The 25,856-nt window shown below is 52.9% G+C and carries 23 protein-coding genes, 1 tRNA gene and 4 pseudogenes; 16 read left to right on the forward strand and 12 right to left on the reverse strand.

What is annotated here, in order from left to right:
• Positions 1-4: 4 nt before the first annotated feature.
• Positions 5-598, forward strand: coding sequence for an XTP/dITP diphosphatase (locus tag BEB54_RS16955; protein WP_105282238.1), 594 nt, complete (start codon positions 5-7; stop codon positions 596-598).
• A complete protein-coding gene (gene hemW / locus BEB54_RS16960; RefSeq protein WP_000239964.1) occupies positions 591-1,727 on the forward strand; it encodes a radical SAM family heme chaperone HemW in 1,137 nt (378 codons plus the stop codon). Before BEB54_RS16955 ends, hemW begins: the two co-directional genes overlap by 8 nt.
• Before the next feature lie 64 nt (positions 1,728-1,791).
• On the opposite strand, the gene BEB54_RS16965 is transcribed toward hemW, so the two are convergent.
• The 5 genes from BEB54_RS16965 to trmB form a co-directional block, all read right to left on the reverse strand.
• Positions 1,792-2,799, reverse strand: a complete 1,008-nt coding sequence (locus tag BEB54_RS16965; protein WP_105276725.1) for a DUF1202 family protein — start codon at positions 2,797-2,799, stop codon at positions 1,792-1,794.
• A 115-nt stretch (positions 2,800-2,914) separates the two neighbouring features.
• Positions 2,915-3,961: an L-asparaginase 2 gene (gene ansB / locus BEB54_RS16970; protein ID WP_000394126.1), complete on the reverse strand. Its 1,047-nt coding sequence runs from the start codon at positions 3,959-3,961 to the stop codon at positions 2,915-2,917.
• Between the two features lie 175 nt (positions 3,962-4,136).
• Positions 4,137-4,856 (reverse strand): DUF2884 domain-containing protein, encoded by a 720-nt coding sequence (locus BEB54_RS16975; RefSeq protein WP_105276726.1) that lies wholly within the window; start codon positions 4,854-4,856, stop codon positions 4,137-4,139.
• A 183-nt stretch (positions 4,857-5,039) separates the two neighbouring features.
• Complete coding sequence (locus tag BEB54_RS16980) at positions 5,040-5,366, reverse strand: YggL family protein (protein ID WP_104920308.1); 327 nt, start codon at positions 5,364-5,366, stop codon at positions 5,040-5,042.
• On the reverse strand, positions 5,366-6,085 hold the full coding sequence (trmB, locus tag BEB54_RS16985) for a tRNA (guanosine(46)-N7)-methyltransferase TrmB (RefSeq protein WP_032185092.1): 720 nt from the start codon (positions 6,083-6,085) through the stop codon (positions 5,366-5,368). Before trmB ends, BEB54_RS16980 begins: the two co-directional genes overlap by 1 nt.
• 160 nt (positions 6,086-6,245) lie before the next feature.
• Here trmB and mutY point away from each other — a divergent pair, with 160 nt between their 5' ends.
• From mutY to nupG, 4 genes are all read left to right on the forward strand, one after another.
• Complete coding sequence (gene mutY, locus BEB54_RS16995; protein WP_105276727.1) at positions 6,246-7,298, forward strand: A/G-specific adenine glycosylase; 1,053 nt, start codon at positions 6,246-6,248, stop codon at positions 7,296-7,298.
• 27 nt (positions 7,299-7,325) lie between these two features.
• Positions 7,326-7,601: an oxidative damage protection protein gene (locus BEB54_RS17000; protein ID WP_000091700.1), complete on the forward strand. Its 276-nt coding sequence runs from the start codon at positions 7,326-7,328 to the stop codon at positions 7,599-7,601.
• Between the two features lie 64 nt (positions 7,602-7,665).
• Positions 7,666-8,745 carry a membrane-bound lytic murein transglycosylase MltC gene (gene mltC, locus BEB54_RS17005; protein ID WP_000760323.1) on the forward strand — a complete coding sequence of 360 codons (1,080 nt, stop codon included), beginning with the start codon at positions 7,666-7,668 and terminating at the stop codon, positions 8,743-8,745.
• Between the two features lie 201 nt (positions 8,746-8,946).
• Positions 8,947-10,203, forward strand: a complete 1,257-nt coding sequence (nupG, locus tag BEB54_RS17010) for a nucleoside permease NupG (RefSeq protein ID WP_001049791.1) — start codon at positions 8,947-8,949, stop codon at positions 10,201-10,203.
• 48 nt (positions 10,204-10,251) lie between these two features.
• On the opposite strand, the gene speC is transcribed toward nupG, so the two are convergent.
• Both speC and BEB54_RS29365 read right to left on the reverse strand, forming a co-directional pair.
• Positions 10,252-12,387, reverse strand: coding sequence for an ornithine decarboxylase (speC, locus tag BEB54_RS17015; RefSeq protein WP_105276728.1), 2,136 nt, complete (start codon positions 12,385-12,387; stop codon positions 10,252-10,254).
• A 162-nt stretch (positions 12,388-12,549) separates the two neighbouring features.
• A complete protein-coding gene (locus BEB54_RS29365; protein WP_212734103.1) occupies positions 12,550-12,627 on the reverse strand; it encodes a hypothetical protein in 78 nt (25 codons plus the stop codon).
• A gap of 152 nt (positions 12,628-12,779) precedes the next feature.
• Here BEB54_RS29365 and BEB54_RS17025 point away from each other — a divergent pair, with 152 nt between their 5' ends.
• From BEB54_RS17025 to BEB54_RS17035, 3 genes are all read left to right on the forward strand, one after another.
• Positions 12,780-13,487, forward strand: coding sequence for a DUF554 domain-containing protein (locus tag BEB54_RS17025; protein ID WP_105276729.1), 708 nt, complete (start codon positions 12,780-12,782; stop codon positions 13,485-13,487).
• 105 nt (positions 13,488-13,592) lie between these two features.
• Positions 13,593-13,668: transfer RNA gene (locus tag BEB54_RS17030), tRNA-Phe, on the forward strand.
• A 197-nt stretch (positions 13,669-13,865) separates the two neighbouring features.
• Entirely contained in the window at positions 13,866-15,128 is a 1,263-nt protein-coding gene (locus tag BEB54_RS17035) for a tyrosine-type recombinase/integrase (protein ID WP_105282239.1), read from the forward strand.
• A gap of 96 nt (positions 15,129-15,224) precedes the next feature.
• Here the strand turns inward: BEB54_RS17035 and BEB54_RS29965 are convergent.
• The 3 genes and pseudogenes from BEB54_RS29965 to ykiE form a co-directional block, all read right to left on the reverse strand.
• A pseudogene (locus BEB54_RS29965) lies at positions 15,225-15,299 on the reverse strand (phosphoethanolamine transferase); the annotation flags it as partial.
• A 14-nt stretch (positions 15,300-15,313) separates the two neighbouring features.
• Positions 15,314-16,005: pseudogene (locus BEB54_RS17045) on the reverse strand (IS1 family transposase).
• Between the two features lie 86 nt (positions 16,006-16,091).
• Complete coding sequence (gene ykiE, locus BEB54_RS29370) at positions 16,092-16,160, reverse strand: hypothetical protein (protein WP_212591415.1); 69 nt, start codon at positions 16,158-16,160, stop codon at positions 16,092-16,094.
• A gap of 136 nt (positions 16,161-16,296) precedes the next feature.
• Between ykiE and fecI the strand changes: the two genes are divergently transcribed.
• From fecI to fecE, 7 genes are all read left to right on the forward strand, one after another.
• Positions 16,297-16,818 (forward strand): RNA polymerase sigma factor FecI, encoded by a 522-nt coding sequence (gene fecI / locus BEB54_RS17055; protein WP_001283624.1) that lies wholly within the window; start codon positions 16,297-16,299, stop codon positions 16,816-16,818.
• Positions 16,815-17,768 carry a ferric citrate uptake sigma factor regulator FecR gene (gene fecR, locus BEB54_RS17060; protein WP_001068916.1) on the forward strand — a complete coding sequence of 318 codons (954 nt, stop codon included), beginning with the start codon at positions 16,815-16,817 and terminating at the stop codon, positions 17,766-17,768. Before fecI ends, fecR begins: the two co-directional genes overlap by 4 nt.
• An 86-nt stretch (positions 17,769-17,854) precedes the next feature.
• Entirely contained in the window at positions 17,855-20,179 is a 2,325-nt protein-coding gene (fecA, locus tag BEB54_RS17065) for a TonB-dependent Fe(3+) dicitrate receptor FecA (RefSeq protein ID WP_000188270.1), read from the forward strand.
• A gap of 44 nt (positions 20,180-20,223) precedes the next feature.
• A complete protein-coding gene (gene fecB, locus BEB54_RS17070) occupies positions 20,224-21,126 on the forward strand; it encodes a Fe(3+) dicitrate ABC transporter substrate-binding protein FecB (protein ID WP_000879160.1) in 903 nt (300 codons plus the stop codon).
• Entirely contained in the window at positions 21,123-22,121 is a 999-nt protein-coding gene (fecC, locus tag BEB54_RS17075) for an iron-dicitrate ABC transporter permease FecC (protein ID WP_000125187.1), read from the forward strand. The genes fecB and fecC overlap by 4 nt, the downstream gene beginning before the upstream one ends.
• Positions 22,118-23,074: a Fe(3+) dicitrate ABC transporter permease subunit FecD gene (fecD, locus tag BEB54_RS17080; RefSeq protein ID WP_000684859.1), complete on the forward strand. Its 957-nt coding sequence runs from the start codon at positions 22,118-22,120 to the stop codon at positions 23,072-23,074. The genes fecC and fecD overlap by 4 nt, the downstream gene beginning before the upstream one ends.
• The gene (gene fecE, locus BEB54_RS17085) at positions 23,075-23,842 is read left to right on the forward strand and encodes a Fe(3+) dicitrate ABC transporter ATP-binding protein FecE (RefSeq protein ID WP_000175452.1); all 768 of its coding nucleotides are present in this window, start codon (positions 23,075-23,077) and stop codon (positions 23,840-23,842) included.
• 541 nt (positions 23,843-24,383) lie between these two features.
• On the opposite strand, the pseudogene BEB54_RS17090 reads toward fecE, so the two are convergent.
• Both BEB54_RS17090 and BEB54_RS17095 read right to left on the reverse strand, forming a co-directional pair.
• Positions 24,384-24,683 (reverse strand): annotated as a pseudogene (locus BEB54_RS17090) (hemagglutinin repeat-containing protein); the annotation flags it as partial.
• Positions 24,664-25,692 (reverse strand): annotated as a pseudogene (locus BEB54_RS17095) (ShlB/FhaC/HecB family hemolysin secretion/activation protein); the annotation flags it as partial. The pseudogenes BEB54_RS17095 and BEB54_RS17090, both read right to left, overlap by 20 nt.
• Positions 25,693-25,856 lie beyond the last annotated feature (164 nt).

The raw sequence follows: 25,856 nt of genomic DNA on the forward strand, positions 1-25,856 counted from the left end.
TCCTATGCAAAAAGTTGTCCTCGCAACCGGCAATGCCGGTAAAGTGCGTGAGCTGGCGTCGCTGCTTAGCGACTTCGGTCTTGATATCGTGGCCCAAACAGACCTCGGCGTAGATTCTGCCGAAGAAACCGGCCTGACCTTTATCGAAAACGCGATTCTGAAAGCACGACACGCGGCAAAAGTGACCGGTTTACCAGCAATTGCCGACGACTCTGGTCTGGCGGTAGATGTGCTTGGCGGCGCGCCTGGGATTTACTCCGCACGTTATTCCGGTGAAGACGCGACCGATCAAAAGAATCTGCAAAAACTGCTGGAAACTCTGAAAGACGTACCGGACGACCAACGTCAGGCGCGTTTCCACTGCGTGCTGGTATATCTGCGTCACGCGGAAGATCCCACTCCGCTGGTGTGCCACGGTAGCTGGCCGGGCGTGATTACTCGTGAACCGGCGGGTAGTGGCGGCTTTGGTTATGATCCAATCTTCTTCGTGCCTTCCGAAGGTAAAACCGCAGCCGAACTGACCCGCGAAGAAAAGAGCGCCATTTCCCACCGTGGTCAGGCATTGAAACTGCTGTTGGACGCTTTACGAAATGGTTAAATTACCGCCGCTGAGTCTCTACATTCACATCCCGTGGTGCGTGCAGAAATGCCCGTACTGCGATTTCAACTCTCACGCGTTGAAAGGAGAAGTGCCGCACGACGATTATGTTCAGCATCTGCTTAACGATCTGGACAACGATGTGGCTTACGCTCAGGGCCGTGAAGTGCAGACAATCTTTATTGGCGGCGGTACGCCGAGCCTGCTTTCTGGCCCGGCGATGCAAACGCTACTGGACGGCGTGCGTGCGCGTTTGCCGCTGGCAGCGGATGCAGAAATCACCATGGAAGCGAACCCAGGCACGGTAGAAGCCGATCGCTTTGTTGATTATCAGCGTGCTGGCGTGAATCGCATCTCTATTGGTGTGCAGAGTTTTAGCGAAGAAAAGCTGAAACGACTTGGGCGCATTCATGGCCCGCAAGAAGCGAAACGAGCTGCGAAGCTGGCGAGCGGTTTAGGGTTACGTAGCTTTAACCTCGATTTGATGCATGGGCTACCGGATCAATCACTGGAAGAGGCGCTTGGCGATCTACGCCAGGCCATTGAACTGAATCCGCCGCACCTTTCCTGGTATCAACTGACCATCGAACCTAATACGCTGTTTGGCTCACGCCCTCCTGTACTGCCGGACGACGATGCATTGTGGGATATCTTCGAGCAAGGGCATCAGTTATTAACGGCTGCGGGTTATCAGCAATATGAAACATCCGCTTACGCCAAACCAGGTTATCAGTGCCAGCACAATCTCAACTACTGGCGATTTGGTGACTACATCGGTATTGGCTGCGGCGCGCACGGCAAAGTCACCTTCCCGGATGGGCGCATTCTGCGTACCACCAAAACGCGTCATCCGCGTGGTTTTATGCAGGGGCGGTATCTGGAAAGCCAGCGTGATGTCGAAGCCGCAGATAAGCCGTTTGAGTTCTTTATGAATCGCTTCCGTCTGCTGGAAGCCGCGCCGCGCGTGGAGTTTAGCCAGTATACTGGCCTTTCAGAAGAGGTTATTCGCCCTCAGTTAGACGAGGCTATTGCTCAGGGTTATCTCACAGAATGTGCGGATTACTGGCAGATAACGGAACATGGGAAGTTGTTTTTAAATTCGCTGCTGGAGCTTTTTCTGGCTGAGTAAATTTGTATTGCCGGATGCGGCGTGTACGCAACATCCGGCTACAACTCTTGCGTCATCGCAAAAATTACTTAATCACCCCATTGCGCCGCAATTGTTCGGTATCTTTTTTCCAGCGTTCATTAGCCTGGTTGATATCATCAATTTTCATCAAAATCGCGACTTTTTTACTGTTTATTTCTGAAACTTTCATCGTTAACGGATATTGCCCTTTTTCGAGCGTTATCCAGTCATCCTGCAATTTACGGCTAAGTTTTTGTGATTGCAGAAAAGTCTGTCGCCGTTGTTCGTTGATATCGAAATCTCGCTTCTGCTGAATCGGCACTTCATAACACTCTGCACTCTGTTTATGACATGCCGCAATCGCCGGTTGATAAACCTCTTTGTCATATTTAACCGCGAACGCCTCGCTATCGTTCTGTTTATTAAACTCATCACGCTGTTGGTGAATTTTTTTAAATGCGTCTTCGCGGGTCATTTGCTTACCGTCTGCATCTTTTCCCCAATATGCATCCGCTGCTTTCTGCGCCGCCACCATTTGCTTATCAAGCGCTTTCACTTCCTTTTCCAGCGCAGGAATCGAGTTCTTCTGGGTATTCAACGCTGATTCAAGCTGACTAAAGGGATAATTGAAATCTTCGCTATTCACGATCAGATATTTATTATTCGTTTTGATATCGTCGACCACCCGCCCACGATCGCTGGCTGCCGCCTGAAAAGAGTAAAAGTTCACCGACCAGCCAGACGCGGGCGTTCCTTTACTGGTTAACATCGCCGAGAATTTTACCGGTTTATCTTTCGTCCAGGTCTGTTCGAGCAGTTCGTAATCTGCCAACTGACCGACCCAGGTATAGAGATCGTCACTGGAAGAGACATCGCCTTCCGCTGACCAGGTGGCCTGATTACCCTTAGCATCAAGATTTTTTAAGCTGATGGCATCAAGCTTGAGAATGCCGTGATACTGCTTTTTGAATTGATCTTTTAAGATATTTTCAGTTGGCGGTTCGCCATCTGCCCAGGCATTACCAGTCATCAACATAAGCAGCGCCGTGCCAACAATCCATTGCTTTTTCACCCGAAAACCCTCGCGCGGAATAATTTATTCCGGTGATTATCATTAGGGTGATGAAAATTGGCAATGGACGTGAGTCTGAAGTGAAAAGCCCCGGCACGATACCGGGGCGAGGTGATTAGTACTGATTGAAGAGCTGCTGGATCTGCTGCGGATCTTTGGTTTGCGTCAGAGCCAGTTGCAGCAGAACGCGCGCTTTTTGCGGGTTCAGCGTGCCAGAGGCCACGAAGCCATATTTCGCATCATCCACTTCGGCATCCTGAGTGGTAGCGCCCGTCGGTACGCGGGAAGAACGCACTACTGCAGTGCCGTTTTTCGCGGCGGTCGCCAGAGTGTCGAACACGGATTTATACAGGTTACCGTTACCCACACCAGCGCTGACGATGCCATCATAGCCCGCATCTACCAGTGCTTTAGCCGGAAGATCGGATGCGTTAGCGTAGTTATAAACGATGCCGACTTTCGGCAGTTCATTCAGCTTAGAGACATCGAACGGCGTGTCGCTGGTATGCTTACGTGCCGGGGTACGTTGGTAGTCAATCTTACCGTTGTGAATGTAACCCAGCGGACCGTAGTTAACAGACTTAAAGGTCGCTACGTCGGTGGTGTTGGTTTTGGTGACATCGCGACCGTCCAGTACGGTATCGTTCATCACCACCAGCACGCCACGATTAGCGGAGGCTTTATCAGCTGCGGTCACTACCGCGTTATACAGGTTGAATGGACCGTCTGCGCTCATGGACGTGGACGGGCGCATTGCGCCGACCATCACCACCGGTTTGTCGCATTTCACCGTCAGGTCGAGGAAGTAAGCGGTTTCTTCCATCGTGTCGGTACCGTGAGTAATGACGAAGCCGTCGGTTTTATCGCAGTCGGTGTTAATTTTTTTCGCCAGTGTCAGCCAGACATTATCGTTCATGTCCTGGGAGCCGATATTCACTACCTGCTCGCCTTTAACGTTCGCAATGTCCTTCAGTTGCGGCACCGCATTAACCAGATTTTCTACGCCAACTTTACCCGCTGTGTAGTTAGATTTGGTTGCGGAGTCACCACCACCGGCAATGGTCCCGCCGGTTGCTAAAATGGTGATATTGGGTAATGCCAATGCTGCACCACTAAAACCCATAACCAGTGCGGCAAGTGCCGTCTTTTTGAAAAACTCCATTTCATTCCTCCAGTTACGTGAACGCTACGCATTATCCCTTAGCTTTATATGGGAAATTTGACGTTAAACAATTTACAACGTGAATATATTTTGGAGATCTACAAAGTTAGAGGCAGGTAACAAAACGAAGAATTAAACGGCATAAAAAAGTATTATGCCGTCTTAAAATAGAGGATTATTTTAAATTCCCGACCAGGGCTTTGCGGCTATCTTCCAGAGTCACAACGCGGCTACAGACATCTTTGCCAAACTGCTGGAAGTCTTTTTCCTGCTTTTTCCACTCGGTCTGGATTGAGGATTGCAGACCGCCCAGGCTTCCCAGCACGTTCTGTAATGGGTTACCGCCGCTTTTCAGCACCGCTTTCGCGCCCATTTCATTAATGCTGTCCTGTAAAATTCCGCCCATTGCCTGATTCACTAATTGTTGACCTTCGGTGCGAACCTGATCAATGGCTTTATAGTGAAACGTCAGGCCGTCGCTGCGCGTTTCGATAATGCGGTTCATCTGCTCTTTCAGTTGCGCATCAAGTTTGGTCAGACGGCTGCGCATTTTGCTGTTTTCGCCCATCTCCTGAACGATGATTTTATCCAGCGCGATACGGGCTTTCTCGACGCGGCTTTTCGCGCCTTCATCAATCCACGGCAGCGTGCTACGCAGTTCAGCCTGATAATCCTTCGCCTGCTCGCGCTGGGCGGCGTTCAGGGAATATTGCTTACCGTTATACATCACGTTGCCGTCTGGCGTGATCACCAGATTGCCGTTTTCGCCCTTCACCTGCACGGTTTGCGGGCTGACAATCACATCGTCACGCGGCGTGACGCTGCACTGGTAGTCGGCGTGAGCGGTCATTGCCGTCACTGAAAGTGCTGCCGCCAGCAGCATTTTGCGCATCATAGTCTTCCCTCAAGAACAAATCAGGCCAGCATTTGCTGGCCCCAGATTGATAACAAAGTACACGTTATCCATGCCGGATGCGGCGTAAACGCCTTATCCGGCCTACTCGATTGTGCATCTTTCCAGGCCTGATAAGCGTAGCGCATCAGACAGTTTTGCATTTGTCATCGCCCGTATGCTTTCTTAGTCCCACCAAACGTCGAAAAGTTCGCTGGTGCGTACCTCATCCAGTTTGCGCTCTTCCAGCCACTTACGCACAACCGCCTGATGTTCTTCGGTGCATTTGCCGATTTCCTGCATGCAGATCAGACCTTCCCAGGCCAGATAACCGCTGCCGTCAAAGGCCAGTTTGTTCGGTTCGATAACCTCGTTAATAAAGTCATCAACGGTTTTATCAATCTGTTCTTCCGATGTACCTTCCGGGAATCGCCATGCCACCGAAAATCCTAATTCCTGGAATTCGTCGATGTGCATTTTTTTACGCAGACGACGGCTACGGTTCTTTGCCATTATTTCACCCTCTCGAACATTAAGTCCCATACTCCGTGACCAAGACGATGACCACGTTGTTCAAATTTCGTCACCGGACGTGATGCCGGGCGCGGTACGAAATCGTTGCTCTCTGACAGGTTTTTATAACCGTCAATCGAAGACATCACTTCAAGCATATGTTCCGCATAAGGTTCCCAGTCGGTCGCCATATGGAATACGCCCCCCAGCTGCAGTTTGCTTTTTACCAGTTCGGCAAACGGCACCTGAACGATACGGCGTTTATTATGGCGCGCTTTGTGCCACGGGTCAGGGAAAAAGAGCTGTACCATGCGCAATGAATTGTCAGGAATCATTTTGTGTAGCACTTCAACCGCATCGTGACACATCACGCGCAGGTTGCTTAAGCCCTCTTCATGCGCAGAAGCCAGGCACGCACCAACGCCTGGTGAATGCACTTCAATGCCGAGGAAGTCCTGCTCAGGGCGATCTTTAGCCATTGCCACCAACGACGCGCCCATGCCAAAACCAATCTCAAGCGTCACTGGCGCTTCACGGCCAAAAAGCGCAGGGAAATCCAGCATATCTTCGCTGAACTCAACGCCCATCACCGGCCAGTAGTTTTCCAGCGCATGTTCCTGGCCTTTGGTCAGTCGCCCCTGGCGGCGCACAAAACTACGGATACGGCGCAGCGGGCGGCCGTTTTCATCAAATTCCGGTGAGATGACGTCGTTTTTCATAAAGATTTAGTCGCTTGTGAAAGTGTTCTGAAAACGGGCATTATCCAAAGTTAGTTGCCGGATGCAAGCATGATAAGGCCGTGGCTGCGGAAAGTTCCGGTTTACACCCTGCCGTCGCTGTGCTGCAATCTTGCCCCCAACAACAGTGAATTCGGTGACCATGCAAGCGTCGCAATTTTCAGCCCAGGTTCTGGACTGGTACGATAAATACGGGCGGAAAACGCTGCCCTGGCAAATTGACAAGACGCCCTACAAAGTATGGCTCTCAGAAGTGATGTTGCAACAAACTCAGGTTGCGACCGTTATCCCCTATTTTGAACGCTTTATGGCGCGCTTCCCGACGGTGACCGATCTCGCCAATGCGCCGCTGGACGAAGTTCTCCACTTGTGGACCGGACTGGGCTATTACGCCCGCGCGCGCAATCTACATAAAGCGGCACAGCAAGTTGCCACCTTACACGGCGGTAAATTCCCGGAAACCTTTGATGAGGTTGCCGCGTTACCGGGCGTCGGGCGTTCCACCGCAGGCGCGATTCTCTCGCTTTCTCTGGGTAAGCACTTTCCGATTCTCGACGGTAACGTCAAACGGGTGCTGGCGCGCTGCTATGCTGTAAGCGGCTGGCCTGGGAAAAAAGAGGTCGAGAACAAACTATGGAGTTTAAGCGAGCAGGTGACGCCCGCGGTTGGCGTGGAACGGTTTAACCAGGCGATGATGGATTTGGGCGCGATGATTTGTACGCGCTCGAAGCCGAAATGTTCGCTCTGTCCGCTACAAAACGGATGTATTGCCGCCGCCAACAATAGCTGGTCGCTTTATCCGGGCAAAAAACCGAAACAGACGCTACCGGAGCGCACCGGCTACTTTCTGCTGTTACAGCACAAAGATGAAGTATTTCTGGCGCAGCGTCCGCCGAGCGGATTGTGGGGCGGTTTATACTGTTTCCCGCAGTTTGCCGATGAAGAAAGTTTGCGGCAATGGCTGGCGCAACGGCAGATTGCTGCCGATAACCTGACGCAGCTGACCGCGTTTCGCCATACCTTCAGCCATTTCCACTTAGATATTGTGCCTATGTGGCTTCCCGTGTCGTCATTCACCGGCTGCATGGATGAAGGCAATGCGCTCTGGTATAACTTAGCGCAACCGCCGTCAGTTGGCCTGGCGGCTCCCGTGGAGCGTTTGTTACAGCAGTTACGCACTGGCGCGCCGGTTTAGCGCGTGAGTCGATAAAGAGGATGATTTATGAGCAGAACGATTTTTTGTACTTTCCTGCAACGTGAAGCAGAAGGTCAGGATTTTCAGCTGTACCCCGGCGAGCTGGGAAAACGCATCTATAACGAGATCTCCAAAGAAGCCTGGGCGCAGTGGCAGCACAAACAAACCATGCTGATTAATGAAAAGAAACTCAACATGATGAATGCCGAGCACCGCAAGCTGCTGGAGCAGGAGATGGTCAACTTCCTGTTCGAGGGTAAAGAGGTGCATATCGAGGGCTATACGCCGGAAGATAAAAAATAAAAACAGTGCCGGAGCACGCCTCCGGCAACTTGCATAAAAACAAACACAACACGCACCCGGAATGATGAAAAAATATCTCGCGCTGGCTTTGATTGCGCCGTTGCTCATCTCCTGTTCGACGACCAAAAAAGGCGATACCTATAACGAAGCCTGGGTCAAAGATACCAACGGTTTTGATATTCTGATGGGGCAATTTGCCCACAACATTGAGAACATCTGGGGATTCAAAGAGGTAGTGATCGCCGGTCCTAAGGACTACGTGAAATACACCGATCAATATCAGACCCGCAGCCACATCAACTTCGATGACGGTACGATCACTATCGAAACCATCGCCGGGACAGAACCTGCCGCGCATTTGCGCCGGGCAATAATCAAAACGTTGCTGATGGGTGACGATCCGAGTTCGGTCGATCTCTATTCCGACGTTGATGATATTACGATTTCGAAAGAACCTTTCCTTTACGGTCAGGTGGTGGACAACACCGGGCAGCCGATTCGCTGGGAAGGTCGCGCGAGCAACTTCGCGGATTATCTGCTGAAAAACCGTCTGAAGAGCCGCAGCAACGGGCTGCGTATCATCTACAGCGTCACCATTAACATGGTGCCGAACCACCTTGATAAACGTGCGCACAAATATCTCGGTATGGTCCGCCAGGCATCACGGAAATATGGCGTTGATGAGTCGCTGATTCTCGCAATTATGCAGACCGAATCTTCCTTTAACCCGTATGCGGTTAGCCGTTCCGACGCGCTGGGATTAATGCAGGTGGTACAACATACTGCCGGGAAAGATGTGTTCCGCTCGCAGGGGAAATCCGGCACGCCGAGCCGCAGTTTCTTGTTTGATCCTGCCAGCAATATTGATACCGGCACCGCGTATCTGGCGATGCTGAATAATGTTTATCTTGGCGGAATTGATAACCCGACATCGCGGCGTTACGCCGTCATCACCGCCTATAACGGCGGCGCAGGCAGCGTGCTGCGAGTCTTTTCGAATGACAAGATTCAGGCTGCCAATATTATTAACACCATGACACCGGGCGATGTTTATCAGACTCTGACGACCCGCCATCCCTCTGCGGAATCTCGCCGTTATCTTTATAAAGTGAACACCGCGCAAAAATCCTACCGCCGCCGATAATTCCACTTACCGCCCCTGACGATGCTCAGGGGCAAAAATGTTATCCACATCACAATTTCGTTTTGCAAATTGGGAATGTTTGCAATTATTTGCCACAGGTAACAAAAAACCAGTCTGCGAAGTTGATAGAATCGCATCATCTCGCACGGTCAAATGTGCTTTTTCAAACACTCATCCGCATCACGATGTGAGGAAATTAACATGAATCTTAAGCTGCAGCTGAAAATCCTCTCTTTTCTGCAGTTCTGTCTGTGGGGAAGTTGGCTGACGACCCTCGGTTCCTATATGTTTGTTACCCTGAAGTTTGACGGTGCTTCTATTGGCGCAGTTTATAGCTCACTGGGTATCGCCGCGGTCTTTATGCCTGCGCTGCTGGGGATTGTGGCCGACAAATGGTTAAGTGCGAAATGGGTCTATGCCATTTGCCACACCATTGGCGCTATCACGCTGTTCATGGCGGCACAGGTTACGACGCCGGAGGCGATGTTCCTTGTGATATTGATTAACTCGTTTGCTTATATGCCAACGCTTGGGTTAATCAACACCATCTCATACTATCGCCTGCAAAATGCCGGGATGGATATCGTTACTGACTTCCCGCCAATCCGTATCTGGGGCACCATCGGCTTTATCATGGCAATGTGGGTGGTGAGCCTGTCTGGCTTCGAATTAAGCCACATGCAGCTGTATATTGGTGCAGCACTTTCCGCCATTCTGGTTCTGTTTACCCTGACTCTGCCGCATATTCCGGTTGCTAAACAGCAAGCGAATCAGAGCTGGACAACCCTGCTGGGCCTCGATGCATTCGCGCTGTTTAAAAACAAGCGTATGGCAATCTTCTTCATCTTCTCAATGCTGCTGGGCGCGGAACTGCAGATTACCAACATGTTTGGTAATACCTTCCTGCACAGCTTCGACAAAGACCCAATGTTTGCCAGCAGCTTTATTGTGCAGCATGCGTCAATCATCATGTCGATTTCGCAGATCTCTGAAACCCTGTTCATTCTGACCATCCCATTCTTCTTAAGCCGCTACGGTATTAAGAACGTAATGATGATCAGTATTGTGGCATGGATCCTGCGTTTTGCGCTGTTTGCTTACGGCGACCCGACTCCGTTCGGTACCGTGCTGCTGGTACTGTCGATGATCGTTTACGGTTGCGCATTCGACTTCTTCAACATCTCTGGTTCGGTGTTTGTCGAAAAAGAAGTTAGCCCGGCAATTCGCGCCAGTGCGCAAGGGATGTTCCTGATGATGACCAACGGCTTCGGCTGTATCCTCGGCGGCATCGTGAGCGGTAAAGTGGTTGAGATGTATACCCAAAACGGCATTACCGACTGGCAAACCGTATGGCTGATTTTCGCAGGTTACTCCGTGGTTCTGGCCTTCGCGTTTATGGCGATGTTCAAATATAAACACGTTCGTGTCCCGACAGGTACACAGACGGTTAGCCACTAATTACGCAAAGAAAAACGGGTCACCAGAAGGTGACCCGTTTTTTTATTCTTACTTCAACACATACCCGTACAACCGTTTCATGCCATCCGCATCGGTTTCGCTATAGACACCTTGCAGCTCCGGTGAAAAACCTGGCAGCAAATTCACCCCTTCTTCCAGCGCAAGGAAATAACGCTGGACAGCCCCGCCCCAGACTTCCCCGGGCACCACGCAAAGCACGCCAGGCGGATAAGGCAAAGCCCCTTCTGCCGCAATTCGCCCTTCGGCATCACGAATCCGCACCAACTCCACTTCACCGCGAATATAAGCGCTATGCGCATCCTGGGGATTCATCACCACTGACGGGAAACTCTGCTGGCGGAACATCGCTTTTTGTAGGTCTTTGACGTCGAAACTGACATACAGATCGTGCATCTCCTGACACAACTGGCGCAGGGTGTAGTCGCGATAGCGCACCGGATATTTGTTATAAACGCTCGGCAACACCTCAGCCAGCGGTGAGTCATCCTCAATATGCTGTTCAAACTGCGCCAGCATCGCCACCAGTTGTGCCAGCTTCTCGTGGCTTTCCGCCGGCGTTAATAAGAACAGAATGGAGTTGAGATCGCACTTCTCCGGCACAATACCGTTCTCACGCAGATAATGCGCCAGAATCGTCGCCGGAACGCCAAAGTCGCTATATTCACCGGTTTCAGCATCAATACCTGGTGTGGTCAGTAACAGCTTACACGGATCGACAAAATACTGCTCCGCGGCATATCCTTCAAAGCCGTGCCACTTCGCCCCCGGCTCAAAACTGAAAAAACGACGGTCGCTGGCTAACACTGATGTCGGATAATCCTGCCACAATTTGCCATCAACAACGGGCGGGATAAACGGGCGGAACAGCTTACAGTGCGCAAGAATCGCCTTGCGCGCTTCAATCCCTATCTCAACGCACTCAGCCCACAGCCGACGCCCACTCTCCCCTTCATGAATTTTGGCGTTAACGTCCAGCGCGGCAAACAGCGGGTAGAACGGGCTGGTAGAAGCATGGAGCATAAAGGCATTATTCAACCGCTTATGTGGGCAAAAACGCGCCTGCCCGCGAATATGATTATCTTTTTTATGGATCTGCGACGTCTGTGAGAATCCCGCCTGCTGTTTGTGCACCGACTGCGTCACAAAGATCCCCGGATCGTTTTCGTTAAGTTCTAACAGCAGCGGCGAGCTATCCGCCATCATCGGGATAAACTGTTCGTAACCGACCCACGCGGAATCAAACAGAATGTAATCACACAGATGCCCAACGGTATCGATCACCTGACGGGCGTTATAGACAGTGCCGTCATAGGTTCCCAGCTGAATAATCGCCAGGCGAAACGGACGCGGCAGGTCTGCTTTTTCTGGCGCAACGTCGCGAATTTGCTGGCGCAGATACTCTTCATTAAAACAGTGCGCATCAATACCGCCAATGAAACCAAACGGGTTACGTGAAGCTTCCAGATAGACCGGCGTCGCCCCCGCCTGAATCAGCGCGCCGTGATGATTCGACTTATGGTTGTTACGGTCGAAGAGCACCAGATCACCACGCGTTAACAGCGCATTCGTCACAACCTTATTTGCTGCCGATGTGCCGTTAAGCACAAAATAGGTTTTATCGGCATGAAAGACTTTGGCTGCGAATTTCTGTGCATCCTTCGCCGAACCTTCATGAATAAGCAGATCGCCCAATTTTACGTCAGCATTACACATATCGGCGCGAAAGACGTTCTCGCCAAAGAAATCGTAAAAATGGCGTCCGGCAGGATGCTTTTTAAAGAACGCACCATGTTGATGCCCAGGGCAAGCAAAGGTGCTGTTGCCCATCTCAACGTACTGCGTCAGCGTGTCATAAAACGGTGGCAGCAAATTCTCTTCATACTGACAGGCTGCGGATTCCAGCTCCAGCCACTGCTGCTCGTTGCCGTTGATTACCGCCGTAACGCCCGCGGGTAATTCAACAACATGTTCGGAATACAAAAACACCGGTAGATGAAAACCGGTGCGCTTAAGCAACGCAAGAATGCCACTGCGGCTATCCGCAGCGGTAATGACGACTGCCGCGACGTCCGTAAAATCAGTATCTCCCAACGCCACCACGCGGCGATGAGTAGAAAGTCGGGATACCAGTTCACTACTGGCGGCAATATTCATTGATTTCATAAGCGCAAAACCCGTTTCGGGGAAGTAAGAATACCGGACAAGGTGAAAAACCCTGCCCCACGAGATATGGGTCAAACTGGTCACCAGCTCCGACCGCCAGACATCAGTAAAAGCAGAAACGCTCTGATTTTACTGTTGTCCTGCAGTGAGCGTGCGTTAACTTCACCGCATGAGCAGAAAAAGGGAGGAGTTTCGCGCGAAACGGCGATAAGCGAGAGAATGTAAGGAGGTGGCGTGCATCGGGCAAACTCCGTACAGAGAGGAGAAAATTCGCGCAATCATGGCACCTTTCGCTAAAGCGCGCAAGCCAGGACTTTGCGAACAAACAAGCCATCGAAGGAGCCAAACGTTCATAATAAGAAAATCAGACAATGCAGCTAACAGGAACTCTTGTGGTCATCGGCCCTTTTATCAACGCGAGTGCAGTCTTACTGGGTGGCGTTATCGGCGCTCTGCTCAGCCAACGTTTACCGGAACGTATCCGCGTTTCCATGACATCTATTTTTGGTCTGGCATCGCTGGGGATTGGTATTTTACTGGTGGTGAAATGCGCCAACCTTCCAGCGATGGTTTTAGCTACGCTACTTGGCGCTCTAATTGGCGAAATTTGTCTGCTGGAAAAAGGCGTCAATACAGTGGTCGCCAAAGCGCAAAATCTGTTTCGCCACTCACGTAAGAAGCCAGCGCATGAATCTTTTATTCAGAATTATGTCGCGATTATTGTCCTGTTTTGCGCCAGCGGCACCGGGATCTTCGGGGCGATGAACGAAGGGATGACCGGCGATCCGAGTATTTTAATCGCCAAGTCATTTCTCGATTTCTTTACGGCGATGATCTTCGCCTGCTCGTTGGGTATTGCGGTGTCGGTAATTAGTATCCCATTACTGATCATCCAGTTAACGCTGGCGTGGGCTGCCGCGCTGATATTACCGCTGACCACACCGTCGATGATGGCAGACTTCAGCGCTGTAGGCGGTTTATTGCTGCTGGCAACCGGCTTACGCATCTGTGGCATTAAAATGTTCCCGGTGGTCAACATGCTTCCAGCACTCCTTCTGGCAATGCCGCTTTCCGCCGCCTGGACCGCCTGGTTTGCCTGACAATGCGTGCAATAGTGGCAAAGTGATGATAGATTGTGCAGTCTGCACTAAATTGAAGAAATTTGATTGACGAGACGAGGCGAATCAGGTTTAATGCGCCCCGTTGCCCGGATAGCTCAGTCGGTAGAGCAGGGGATTGAAAATCCCCGTGTCCTTGGTTCGATTCCGAGTCCGGGCACCAAATTCATATCAACGGACCTCCACGGAGGTCCGTTTTTCGTTTCAGAACGCCACAATTTAAGCGTTCTGCCTCCAAATCAATTCTACCGAACTCAACCAGATTCCCCCCACATCAACCCCATTGTGTGGGTATAATTGCGGGTATACCCCAGTTCGACAGAATTTGTACCCTCTTTAACGCATTCAGAAGGCTGAACTATGGCACTGACTGACGCAAAAATCCGGGCTGCAAAGCCCACTGACAAGGCTTATAAACTCACTGACGGGGCCGGCATGTTCCTGCTGGTTCATCCTAATGGTTCCCGTTACTGGCGTCTCCGTTATCGTATTCTGGGTAAGGAGAAAACCCTGGCACTTGGTGTGTATCCGGTAGTTTCTCTCTCCGAAGCTCGTACAAAACGGGATGAGGCCCGAAAACTGATTTCGGAGGGGGTTGACCCTTGCGAACAGAAAAGAGCTAAAAAAGTAGTCCCTGATTTACAACTCTCTTTTGAACATATTGCACGACGCTGGCATGCCAGTAATAAACAATGGGCACAATCACACAGCGATAAAGTACTCAAAAGCCTCGAGACACACGTTTTCCCCTTTATCGGCAACCGGGATATCACAACACTCAGTACCCCGGACCTGCTTATCCCTGTTCGTGCTGCAGAAGCTAAACAAATTTATGAAATCGCCAGTCGTCTGCAGCAAAGAATATCTGCTGTAATGCGTTATGCCGTACAGTCTGGCATCATCAGATATAACCCGGCTCTGGATATGGCTGGTGCATTGACCACGGTAAAACGCCAGCATCGCCCTGCTCTGGATCTTTCACGCCTGCCTGAACTTCTGTCGCGTATTGACGGTTATAAAGGCCAGCCTGTCACCCGACTGGCAGTTATGCTGAATTTACTGGTTTTTATTCGTTCCAGTGAACTCAGATATGCCCGCTGGTCTGAAATTGATATTGACAATGCCATGTGGACTATTCCAGCCGAACGCGAACCTCTGCCAGGCGTAAAATTTTCATACCGGGGCTCCAAGATGCGAACACCACATCTTGTGCCACTCAGCCAACAGGCTGTAGCCATACTGGCAGAACTTCAGACATGGGCAGGTGAAAATGGTCTGATCTTTACGGGAGCACATGACCCACGTAAACCAATCAGTGAAAACACCGTAAATAAAGCCCTGAGGGTTATGGGGTATGACACAACCCAGGATGTCTGTGGTCATGGATTCCGGGCGATGGCATGTAGTGCATTAATAGAATCAGGTTTGTGGTCCCGCGATGCTGTGGAACGCCAGATGAGCCATCAGGAGCGTAATGGTGTACGTGCTGCGTATATCCATAAAGCCGAACATCTGGAAGAACGTCGACTTATGCTACAGTGGTGGGCAGATTTTCTGGATGCGAACAGAGAACAATGTATCAGCCCGTTTGAATATGCAAAGATTAACAATCCATTAAAATAGTAATCATCCCGGGCAGCTAGCCCGGGAATTATTTTCTGAATATTTTTCTTTGTGAGTAACTGGAAAAAGGATAGCGAAGTAAATTACTTTAATGAATTATTCCAGGGGCTCATTAAAGTTCTTTCGTAATACTTTGTAGTCAAACACGTTATGGCTGGCATCAAAAACCAGGTAATGACTCCAACTTATTGATAGTGTTTTATGTTCAGATAATGCCCGATGACCTTGTCATGCAGCTCCACCGATTTTGAGAACGACAGTGACTTCCGTCCCAGCCTTGCCAGATGTTGTCTCAGATTATGTCGCTCAATGCGCTGAGTGTAACGCTTGCTGATAACGTGCAGCTTTCCCTTCAGGCGTGATTCATACAGCGGCCAGCCATCCGTCATCTATACCACGACCTCAAAGGCCGACAGCAGGCTCAGAATACGCTCCAGTGTGGCCAGAGTGCGTTCACCGAAGACGTGCGCCACAACCGTCCTCCGTATCCTGTCATACGCGTAAAACAGCCAGCGCTGACGTGATTTAGCACCGACGTAGCCCCACTGTTCGTCCATTTCAGCGCAGACAATCACATCACTGCCCGGTTGTATGCGCGAGGTTACCGACTGCGGCCTGAGTTTTTTAAGTGACGTAAAACCGTGTTGAGGCCAACGCCCATAATGCGTGCACTGGCGCGACATCCGACGCCATTCATGGCCATATCAATGATTTTCTGGTGCTTACCGGGCTGAGAGGCGGTGTAAGTGAACTGTAGTTGCCATGTTTTACGGCAATGAGAGCAGAGATAGCGCTGATGTCCGGCAGTGCTTTTGCCGTTACGCACCACGCCTTCAGTAGCGGAGCAGGAAGGACATCTGATGGAAATGGAAGCCACGCAAGCACCTTAAAATCACCATCATACACTAAATCAGTAAGTTGGCAGCATTACCGAAATCCCCATCCTTTAGGGCAGTGAGAATGTCAATAATAGCAGACCACATCATGAGTCATTTTGACCGACACATGCCAGAAGCAGAGGCTCCATCCCATTTTATACCTACCCTATAACACTTAGAAAAACAACATGTTAAAAATGTCTATTGGAAACAATTTTATTTCCAATTGTAATGATAACTATTCTCATATTAATATGGCTACGTGATAATTAACTTTTGATGCACTCCGCATGTCTGACCGCGCCACTACCACAGCTTCCTTAACGTTCGAGTCGCTTTATGGCACACATCACGGCTGGTTGAAAAGCTGGCTGACGCGCAAACTCCAGTCTGCTTTTGATGCAGATGACATTGCCCAGGACACTTTTTTGCGGGTAATGGTCAGCGAAACGCTCTCGACGATCCGCGATCCTCGCTCCTTCCTGTGCACTATCGCCAAACGCGTGATGGTGGACCTGTTTCGCCGAAACGCGCTGGAAAAAGCGTATCTGGAGATTCTGGCGCTTATGCCGGAGGGGGGAGCGCCTTCACCTGAGGAACGCGAAAGCCAACTCGAGACCCTACAACTCCTCGACAGCATGCTGGACGGGCTAAACGGCAAAACACGTGAAGCGTTTCTGCTTTCGCAACTGGATGGTCTGACATACAGCGAGATTGCGCACAAACTCGGTGTTTCCATCAGCTCCGTGAAAAAATACGTGGCGAAAGCCGTCGAGCACTGCCTGCTGTTCCGTCTGGAGTATGGGTTATGAATCCTTTGTTAACCGATTCCCGCCGTCAGGCGCTGCGTTCAGCTTCCCACTGGTATGCCGTGCTAAGCGGCGAGCGCGTCAGCCCACAACAGGAAGCGCGCTGGCAACAGTGGTATGAACAGGATCAGGATAACCAGTGGGCCTGGCAGCAGGTTGAAAACCTGCGCAACCAGCTTGGCGGTGTGCCTGGCGACGTTGCCAGCCGGGCGTTGCACGATACCCGCCTCACCCGCCGTCACGTGATGAAAGGATTACTGCTGTTGCTCGGCGCTAGCGGAGGCTGGCAGCTCTGGCAGTCGGAAACCGGCGAAGGTCTGCGGGCAGATTACCGCACCGCCAAAGGCACAGTCAGCCGTCAGCAACTGGAAGATGGCTCCCTGCTCACGCTGAATACCCAAAGCGCGGCGGATGTGCGTTTTGATGCGCATCAGCGCACCGTCCGGCTCTGGTACGGTGAAATCGCCATTACTACCGCGAAAGATGCCCTGCAACGCCCCTTCCGTGTCCTGACCCGTCAGGGCCAGCTCACTGCTTTAGGGACAGAATTTACCGTCCGCCAGCAGGATAATTTCACGCAGCTTGACGTGCAGCAGCACGCCGTGGAAGTGCTTCTCGCCAGTGCCCCCGCGCAAAAACGCATCGTGAACGCTGGTGAAAGCCTGCAGTTCAGCGCCTCTGAGTTTGGCGCAGTGAAACCGCTGGATGACGAGAGTACAAGCTGGACGAAGGACATCCTGAGCTTCAGCGATAAACCGCTGGGTGAGGTGATAGCCACGCTAACCCGTTACCGCAACGGCGTGCTGCGCTGCGATCCCGCCGTTGCCGGGCTGCGCCTGAGCGGGACGTTCCCGCTGAAAAATACCGATGCGATCCTGAACGTTATCGCGCAAACGCTTCCCGTTAAAATTCAGTCTATTACGCGGTACTGGATAAACATTTCACCACTGTAAGGAAAATAATTCTTATTTCGATTGTCCTTTTTACCCTTCTCGTTCGACTCATAGCTGAACACAACAAAAATGATGATGGGGAAGGTATGACGCCGTTACGCGTTTTTCGTAAAACAACACCTTTGGTTAACGCCATTCGCCTGAGCCTGCTGCCGCTGGCCGGTCTCTCGTTTTCCGCTTTTGCTGCACAGGTTAATATCGCACCGGGATCGCTCGATAAAGCGCTCAATCAGTATGCCGCACACAGCGGAATTACCCTCTCGGTTGACGCCAGCCTGACGCGCGGCAAGCAGAGCAACGGCCTGCACGGCGATTACGACGTCGAGAGCGGCCTGCAACAACTGCTGGACGGCAGCGGACTGCAGGTAAAACCGCTGGGAAATAACAGCTGGACGCTGGAGCCCGCGCTCGCACCAAAAGAAGATGCCCTGACCGTGGTCGGCGACTGGCTGGGTGATGCGCGTGAAAACGACGTATTTGAACATGCTGGCGCGCGTGACGTGATCCGCCGTGAGGATTTCGCCAAAACCGGCGCAACCACCATGCGTGAGGTACTTAACCGCATCCCTGGCGTCAGCGCGCCGGAAAACAACGGCACCGGCAGCCACGACCTGGCGATGAACTTTGGCATCCGGGGCCTGAACCCGCGCCTCGCCAGCCGCTCGACCGTCCTGATGGACGGCATCCCCGTCCCCTTCGCCCCTTACGGTCAGCCGCAGCTTTCACTGGCTCCCGTTTCGCTCGGCAACATGGATGCCATTGACGTGGTACGCGGTGGTGGTGCGGTGCGTTACGGACCGCAGAGCGTGGGCGGCGTGGTGAACTTTGTTACCCGTGCCATTCCGCAGGACTTTGGTATCGAGGCGGGCGTGGAAGGTCAGCTCAGCCCAACCTCTTCACAAAACAACCCGAAAGAGACGCACAACCTGATGGTGGGCGGCACAGCGGACAACGGTTTTGGCACCGCGCTGCTCTACTCCGGCACGCGCGGCAGTGACTGGCGCGAGCACAGCGCCACCCGCATCGACGACCTGATGCTGAAAAGCAAATATGCGCCGGATGAGGTGCACACCTTCAACAGCCTGCTGCAATATTACGACGGTGAAGCCGACATGCCCGGTGGCCTGTCTCGCGCGGATTACGACGCCGATCGCTGGCAATCCACCCGCTCGTATGACCGCTTCTGGGGTCGTCGCAAGCTGGCGAGCCTGGGCTACCAGTTCCAGCCAGACAGCCAGCATAAATTCAACATTCAGGGGTTCTACACCCAAACCCTGCGCAGCGGCTACCTGGAGCAAGGCAAACGCATCACCCTCTCGCCGCGTAACTACTGGGTGCGCGGTATTGAGCCACGCTACAGCCAGATCTTTATGATCGGCCCTTCCGCGCACGAAGTGGGCGTGGGCTATCGCTATGTGAATGAATCAACGCATGAAATGCGTTACTACACCGCCACCAGCAGCGGGCAGTTGCCGTCCGGCTCAAGCCCTTACGACCGCGATACGCGTTCCGGCACCGAGGCGCACGCCTGGTATCTGGATGACAAAATCGACATCGGCAACTGGACCATCACGCCGGGTATGCGTTTCGAACATATCGAGTCATACCAGAACAACGCCATCACAGGCACGCACGAAGAAGTGAGCTATAACGCACCGCTTCCGGCGTTGAACGTGCTCTATCACCTGACTGACAGCTGGAATCTTTATGCAAACACTGAAGGCTCGTTCGGCACCGTACAGTACAGCCAGATTGGCAAGGCTGTGCAAAGCGGCAATGTGGAACCGGAAAAAGCGCGAACCTGGGAACTCGGTACCCGCTACGACGACGGCGCGCTGACGGCGGAAATGGGGCTGTTCCTGATTAACTTTAACAATCAGTACGGCTCCAACCAGACCAACGACACCGTCACTGCACGTGGCAAAACGCGCCATACCGGGCTGGAAACGCAGGCACGTTACGATCTGGGTACGCTAACGCCAACGCTTGATAACGTTTCCATCTACGCCAGCTATGCGTATGTGAACGCGGAAATCCGCGAGAAAGGCGACACCTACGGCAATCTGGTACCATTCTCCCCGAAACATAAAGGCACGCTGGGCGTGGACTACAAGCCAGGAAACTGGACGTTCAATCTGAACAGCGATTTCCAGTCCAGCCAGTTTGCGGATAACGCCAATACGGTGAAAGAGAGCGCCGACGGCAGTACCGGCCGCATTCCCGGCTTCATGCTCTGGGGCGCACGCGTGGCGTATGACTTTGGCCCGCAGATGGCAGATCTGAACCTGGCATTCGGTGTGAAAAACATCTTCGACCAGGACTACTTCATCCGCTCTTATGACGACAACAACAAAGGCATCTATGCAGGCCAGCCGCGCACGCTGTATATGCAGGGGTCGTTGAAGTTCTGATGTGTTAACGCCCGGCTTGCCGGGCTTTTAGCTGGAATGTGATTATGTTGGCATTTATCCGTTTTCTTTTTGCAGGCCTGCTGCTGGTGATCAGCCACGCCTTTGCCGCCACGGTTCAGGACGAACACGGCACGTTTACACTCGAAAAAACGCCACAACGGATTGTGGTGCTGGAACTCTCGTTCGCCGATGCGCTGGCCGCCGTGGACGTCAGCCCGATCGGTATTGCCGACGATAACGATGCAAAACGCATCCTGCCCGAAGTGCGTGCGCACCTGAAACCGTGGCAGTCCGTCGGAACGCGCGCGCAGCCGAGCCTGGAAGCCATTGCCGCTCTGAAACCAGACCTGATCATTGCCGACAGCAGTCGCCATGCGGGGGTTTACATCGCCTTGCAGCAAATCGCGCCGGTACTGCTGCTTAAGTCCCGCAACGAAACCTACGCTGAAAATTTGCAATCTGCGGCTATCATCGGCGAAATGGTGGGTAAAAAGCGAGAGATGCAGGCACGTCTGGAACAACATAAAGAGAGGATGGCGCAGTGGGCCAGCCAGCTTCCCAAAGGGACACGCGTGGCCTTTGGCACATCACGCGAACAGCAATTCAACCTGCATACTCAGGAGACCTGGACCGGCAGCGTGCTGGCCTCTCTGGGGCTGAACGTTCCCGCTGCGATGGCGGGTGCGTCCATGCCGTCCATCGGCCTGGAGCAACTGCTGGCGGTCAATCCTGCCTGGCTGCTGGTTGCCCACTATCGCGAAGAGAGCATTGTTAAACGCTGGCAACAAGATCCGCTCTGGCAGATGTTAACCGCCGCGCAGAAGCAGCAGGTTGCTTCGGTCGACAGTAACACCTGGGCGCGGATGCGCGGTATTTTTGCTGCAGAGCGTATTGCCGCTGACACGGTAAAAATCTTCCACCATCAGCCGCTTACCGTTGTGAAATGACCGCGATAAAACACCCGGTGCTGCTGTGGGGGCTTCCCGTTGCAGCACTTATTATTATTTTCTGGCTGAGTCTGTTTTGCTACTCGGCCATTCCTGTTTCCGGAGCAGATGCAACCCGCGCCCTGCTGCCTGGACACACGCCAACGCTACCAGAAGCGCTGGTGCAAAACCTTCGTTTGCCACGAAGCCTCGTCGCCGTTCTGATCGGCGCAAGCCTGGCGCTCGCGGGCACGCTGCTGCAAACCCTGACCCACAACCCAATGGCCTCTCCTTCACTGCTCGGCATTAACAGCGGCGCGGCGCTGGCTATGGCGCTTACCAGCGCGCTGAGTCCGACGCCGATTGCAGGCTATTCTCTGTCGTTCATCGCGGCATGCGGGGGCGGCGTGAGCTGGCTGCTGGTCATGACCGCAGGAGGCGGATTTCGTCATACCCATGACAGAAACAAACTGATCCTCGCGGGTATCGCGCTGTCGGCCTTTTGTATGGGCCTTACCCGCATCACCCTGCTGCTGGCCGAAGATCATGCTTACGGCATCTTTTACTGGCTGGCAGGCGGAGTGTCCCACGCCCGCTGGCAGGATGTCTGGCAGCTCTTGCCGGTGGTGGTCACTGCAGTCCCTGTCGTGTTGCTGCTGGCGAATCAACTGAACCTGCTCAACCTCAGCGACAGCACCGCCCATACGCTGGGAGTGAACCTGACGAGGCTACGTTTGGTCATCAATATGTTAGTGCTGCTTCTGGTTGGTGCGTGCGTCAGCGTGGCAGGTCCGGTGGCGTTTATCGGTCTGCTGGTGCCACATCTGGCGCGCTTCTGGGCAGGCTTCGATCAGCGCAACGTACTGCCAGTGAGCATGCTGCTGGGGGCCACGCTGATGCTGCTGGCAGATGTACTCGCACGCGCGCTGGCCTTCCCCGGAGATCTGCCCGCAGGCGCAGTGCTGGCGCTGATTGGCAGCCCTTGCTTTGTCTGGCTTGTGAGGAGGCGAGGATGAAAATTGCGCTGGTTATTTTCATCACCCTTGCCCTGGCGGGCTGTGCGCTGTTATCACTCCATATGGGAGTGATCCCCGTGCCGTGGCGCGCGCTGCTGACCGACTGGCAGGCCGGACGCGAGCATTATTATGTATTGATGGAGTACCGACTGCCGCGCTTGCTGTTGGCACTGTTTGTCGGTGCAGCCCTCGCCGTGGCGGGTGTGCTGATACAGGGGATTGTGCGCAACCCTCTGGCATCACCGGATATTCTCGGCGTTAACCATGCCGCCAGCCTGGCCTCTGTGGGGGCTCTACTTCTTATGCCGTCACTGCCCGTGATGGTGCTGCCGCTGCTGGCCTTTGCGGGCGGCATGGCGGGGTTGATATTGCTGAAGATGCTGGCAAAGACCCACCAGCCGATGAAGCTGGCGCTCACCGGCGTGGCGCTTTCTGCATGCTGGGCCAGCCTGACGGATTATCTGATGCTCTCGCGCCCGCAGGATGTGAACAACGCCCTGCTGTGGCTGACCGGCAGCTTATGGGGCCGTGACTGGAGCTTTGTGAAGATTGCCATCCCGCTGATGATTTTATTTCTGCCGCTGAGCCTGAGTTTTTGCCGCGATCTCGACCTCCTTGCACTCGGCGATGCGCGCGCCACCACGCTCGGTGTGTCGGTGCCCCATACCCGATTCTGGGCTTTGTTACTAGCTGTCGCCATGACATCTACCGGCGTGGCCGCCTGCGGCCCGATTAGCTTTATTGGTCTCGTGGTGCCGCATATGATGCGTAGCATCACCGGTGGACGTCACCGCAGACTGCTGCCTGTTTCGGCCCTGACAGGTGCGTTGCTGTTGGTGGTTGCCGATCTGCTGGCGAGAATTATTTATCCCCCACTGGAGCTCCCGGTTGGCGTGCTGACCGCCATTATCGGTGCGCCGTGGTTTGTCTGGTTGCTTGTGAGAATGCGATAAATGACTTTACGAACTGAAAATCTGACGGTCAGTTACGGGACAGACAAGGTACTTAACGACGTTTCACTCTCACTGCCAACGGGGAAGATCACCGCCCTGATCGGTCCTAACGGTTGCGGGAAATCGACGCTGTTAAACTGTTTTTCGCGGCTTTTAATGCCGCAGTCTGGCACCGTATTTCTCGGCGATAATCCCATAAATATGCTCTCATCGCGCCAGTTGGCCCGCAGGCTTTCGCTGCTGCCTCAGCACCATTTAACGCCAGAGGGGATCACAGTCCAGGAGCTGGTTTCGTATGGTCGTAATCCCTGGCTGTCACTCTGGGGGCATCTCTCCGCTGAAGACAATGCACGAGTTAATGTCGCCATGAACCAGACCCGGATTAATCATCTTGCCGTTCGTCGGTTAACCGAGCTTTCCGGCGGTCAGCGCCAGCGCGCATTTCTGGCGATGGTCCTGGCCCAGAATACGCCCGTTGTATTACTTGATGAACCAACCACCTATCTTGATATCAATCACCAGGTGGACCTGATGCGGTTGATGGGCGAACTCCGGACTCAGGGGAAAACGGTGGTCGCTGTGCTGCACGACCTTAATCAGGCTAGCCGGTACTGCGATCAACTGGTGGTAATGGCAAACGGGCATGTTATGGCGCAAGGCACACCAGAAGAGGTGATGACCCCAGGATTGCTGAGAACAGTATTCAGCGTGGAAGCGGAAATACACCCCGAGCCGGTATCTGGCAGGCCGATGTGCCTAATGAGGTAGATTGCACAGGCCGTAAGAACCAAACCACGACTGAATGAAACTGGACTGGCGCCAGCAAGCCAGTTCAGACTGGGGCTGAACTTTTCCGGACTCTGAAAGATTACCAATACTCATCGTCCATCCGCTTGCTTTAGGCTGACAGGTTCATAATCAACGCAAACCAGAGCTGTACAGGCTTGGGCGCGGCTTTCAAACCAGTCGTGAACGGCAATCAATTTTGAACTCTGCTTAACGGACATTTCTGTATAACCCTTACGGCAACGAAAAACGCGAAGTTAAAATTTTAGAAACCCAAAAACGTGACATGACTAAGTTTAGATTTCAGGGGGGAGATCAAAAAATTTCGCTCTGTGCCAGAGCGGACATTCATGGAGCTGGTTCATTACCAATGAGGTTGGGCTTTTGAGGATAAATCAATGATCAGACGCCAACGTAAATCAAAAGCAACCCTGGAACGGAATTGCTAATCCAGTTTCTGACCATCGATTTTTCTAAAAAGTGTGCGTTTGCTACTACTTAGGTAGGTGCAGCTTTCTTAATCACCGGCAGCCACGCTGGTCTGTTTACTGTCGTACTTACTGGTGTCCTGCTGGCTGCTTATCAGCAGGTCGTGGCCCACATCGGCGATAATCCTGTTGCCGTTGACCTGAGCACCGTTCAGTACCGTATCCCGACCACTGTTGATGGTGACGGTTTTACCGCTGTCTGTTGTGGTTTCAGTCCACTCAGTACCGTTACCTTTCTCGCTGCCTTTTGCCGCATTAACGCTGGCAAAGACGCTGATACCGGCACCGTTACCACCGGCACCGATACTGACACCCACGCCACCGCCAGCCCCGGTTATCAATGGTGCTGAGGTAGTCACTCCATGAATACGTGTAATCCACCAGGGTATAGCCATACGGCAGACTGACACCGGCGGCAAAATTCCTCGCATCATGTGACACCGAAAAGTCACTGCTCCGTCCCCCGCTGACAAACCAGTTGTCAGCCAGCCCCAGAGGATTATTAAAGGAAAGGACACCATTTAACTGCCCCGTACCGGTATTCTTCTGCCCGCTGTTGTCGATGCCCACGCTCCCTGTGACTGGCCATTCCGGCAATGCCGTCAGTGTCACCACCGACCATCCCTCACGGTCACCGGGCGATATTTCAATCTGTACCGGTTCCGTACGCAGACGATTAATCTGCTCCATCCCCTGCTCAATATCCCGCAGGTTCAGAACCTTCCCCTCCATTCCCGGGAAAACCATCTTCAGGGTGCGGGCAGGAAGGTCAGCGCCTTCCGCCCGGATTTGCTGCAGCCTGCCTTCCATGACCGTTATGTGCAGTACGCCCCCTGAAAGGTCCTGCTCCGTCAGAAAGGCCCGGCTGGTGATATATCCCCGGCGTATATAGCCGTCCGTCACGGCATCCGTGACCGCAGTCAGGCCGGTGATATTCAGACACTGATTCACCCACGGTGCCACCAGTCTGTCGGTTTCTGCAGACGTCAGTCGGGTGGCCCCACTGACAACAATGCGTGACACCGTAAAGCAGGGGCCTTCAGTACCGGCAGACGTTTCCGGAGACGGCGTGATAGTCAGCGGCGCACTGCGCTCCAGCGCATCACGCTGATGCTGGTTTTCATCCAGCAACTGCTGCTGTTGCTGCTGAATTGCACTGCGGTCACCCGGAGACAGCATGGCTGCCGGAGACGAAAATGCGGGGATAAAAAAACCAGAAAAAACGGAGAGGGAGAGATAGCATATCCACGGAGAGCCACGCCGGAACATATCACAACAGGGGACAGACAACGCACGGGATAAAAGGGACGTTTTCGTCAGAATGTTGTTCTGCCGGCGCTGCATGTTCTCCCCGTATTCTGGCCTGTGTGATGCCAGTGTAAATTCATGTCAAAAAGTGTCAGCGAGAAAATTTACACCTGAAAAAGTCTGTGGATTTGCCCCTATATTTCCAGACACCTGTTATCACTTAACCCATTACTGGCTTGCTGCCGTAGATATTCCCGTGG

This window comes from Escherichia sp. MOD1-EC6021, assembly GCF_002965245.1.
Taxonomy (GTDB): Bacteria; Pseudomonadota; Gammaproteobacteria; order Enterobacterales; family Enterobacteriaceae; genus Escherichia; species Escherichia coli_F.

Excerpts from the sequence above, each read along its gene's own strand:
- BEB54_RS16955 (WP_105282238.1), top strand. The coding sequence starts at position 5 with ATGCAAAAAGTTGTCCTCGCAACCGGCAATGCCGGTAAAGTGCGTGAG.
- hemW (WP_000239964.1), top strand. The coding sequence starts at position 591 with ATGGTTAAATTACCGCCGCTGAGTCTCTACATTCACATCCCGTGGTGC.
- ansB (WP_000394126.1), bottom strand. The coding sequence starts at position 3,961 with ATGGAGTTTTTCAAAAAGACGGCACTTGCCGCACTGGTTATGGGTTTT.
- BEB54_RS16975 (WP_105276726.1), bottom strand. The coding sequence starts at position 4,856 with ATGATGCGCAAAATGCTGCTGGCGGCAGCACTTTCAGTGACGGCAATG.
- BEB54_RS16980 (WP_104920308.1), bottom strand. The coding sequence starts at position 5,366 with ATGGCAAAGAACCGTAGCCGTCGTCTGCGTAAAAAAATGCACATCGAC.
- trmB (WP_032185092.1), bottom strand. The coding sequence starts at position 6,085 with ATGAAAAACGACGTCATCTCACCGGAATTTGATGAAAACGGCCGCCCG.
- mutY (WP_105276727.1), top strand. The coding sequence starts at position 6,246 with ATGCAAGCGTCGCAATTTTCAGCCCAGGTTCTGGACTGGTACGATAAA.
- BEB54_RS17000 (WP_000091700.1), top strand. The coding sequence starts at position 7,326 with ATGAGCAGAACGATTTTTTGTACTTTCCTGCAACGTGAAGCAGAAGGT.
- mltC (WP_000760323.1), top strand. The coding sequence starts at position 7,666 with ATGAAAAAATATCTCGCGCTGGCTTTGATTGCGCCGTTGCTCATCTCC.
- nupG (WP_001049791.1), top strand. The coding sequence starts at position 8,947 with ATGAATCTTAAGCTGCAGCTGAAAATCCTCTCTTTTCTGCAGTTCTGT.
- speC (WP_105276728.1), bottom strand. The coding sequence starts at position 12,387 with ATGAAATCAATGAATATTGCCGCCAGTAGTGAACTGGTATCCCGACTT.
- BEB54_RS29365 (WP_212734103.1), bottom strand. The coding sequence starts at position 12,627 with ATGCACGCCACCTCCTTACATTCTCTCGCTTATCGCCGTTTCGCGCGA.
- BEB54_RS17035 (WP_105282239.1), top strand. The coding sequence starts at position 13,866 with ATGGCACTGACTGACGCAAAAATCCGGGCTGCAAAGCCCACTGACAAG.
- fecI (WP_001283624.1), top strand. The coding sequence starts at position 16,297 with ATGTCTGACCGCGCCACTACCACAGCTTCCTTAACGTTCGAGTCGCTT.
- fecR (WP_001068916.1), top strand. The coding sequence starts at position 16,815 with ATGAATCCTTTGTTAACCGATTCCCGCCGTCAGGCGCTGCGTTCAGCT.
- fecA (WP_000188270.1), top strand. The coding sequence starts at position 17,855 with ATGACGCCGTTACGCGTTTTTCGTAAAACAACACCTTTGGTTAACGCC.
- fecB (WP_000879160.1), top strand. The coding sequence starts at position 20,224 with ATGTTGGCATTTATCCGTTTTCTTTTTGCAGGCCTGCTGCTGGTGATC.
- fecC (WP_000125187.1), top strand. The coding sequence starts at position 21,123 with ATGACCGCGATAAAACACCCGGTGCTGCTGTGGGGGCTTCCCGTTGCA.
- fecD (WP_000684859.1), top strand. The coding sequence starts at position 22,118 with ATGAAAATTGCGCTGGTTATTTTCATCACCCTTGCCCTGGCGGGCTGT.
- fecE (WP_000175452.1), top strand. The coding sequence starts at position 23,075 with ATGACTTTACGAACTGAAAATCTGACGGTCAGTTACGGGACAGACAAG.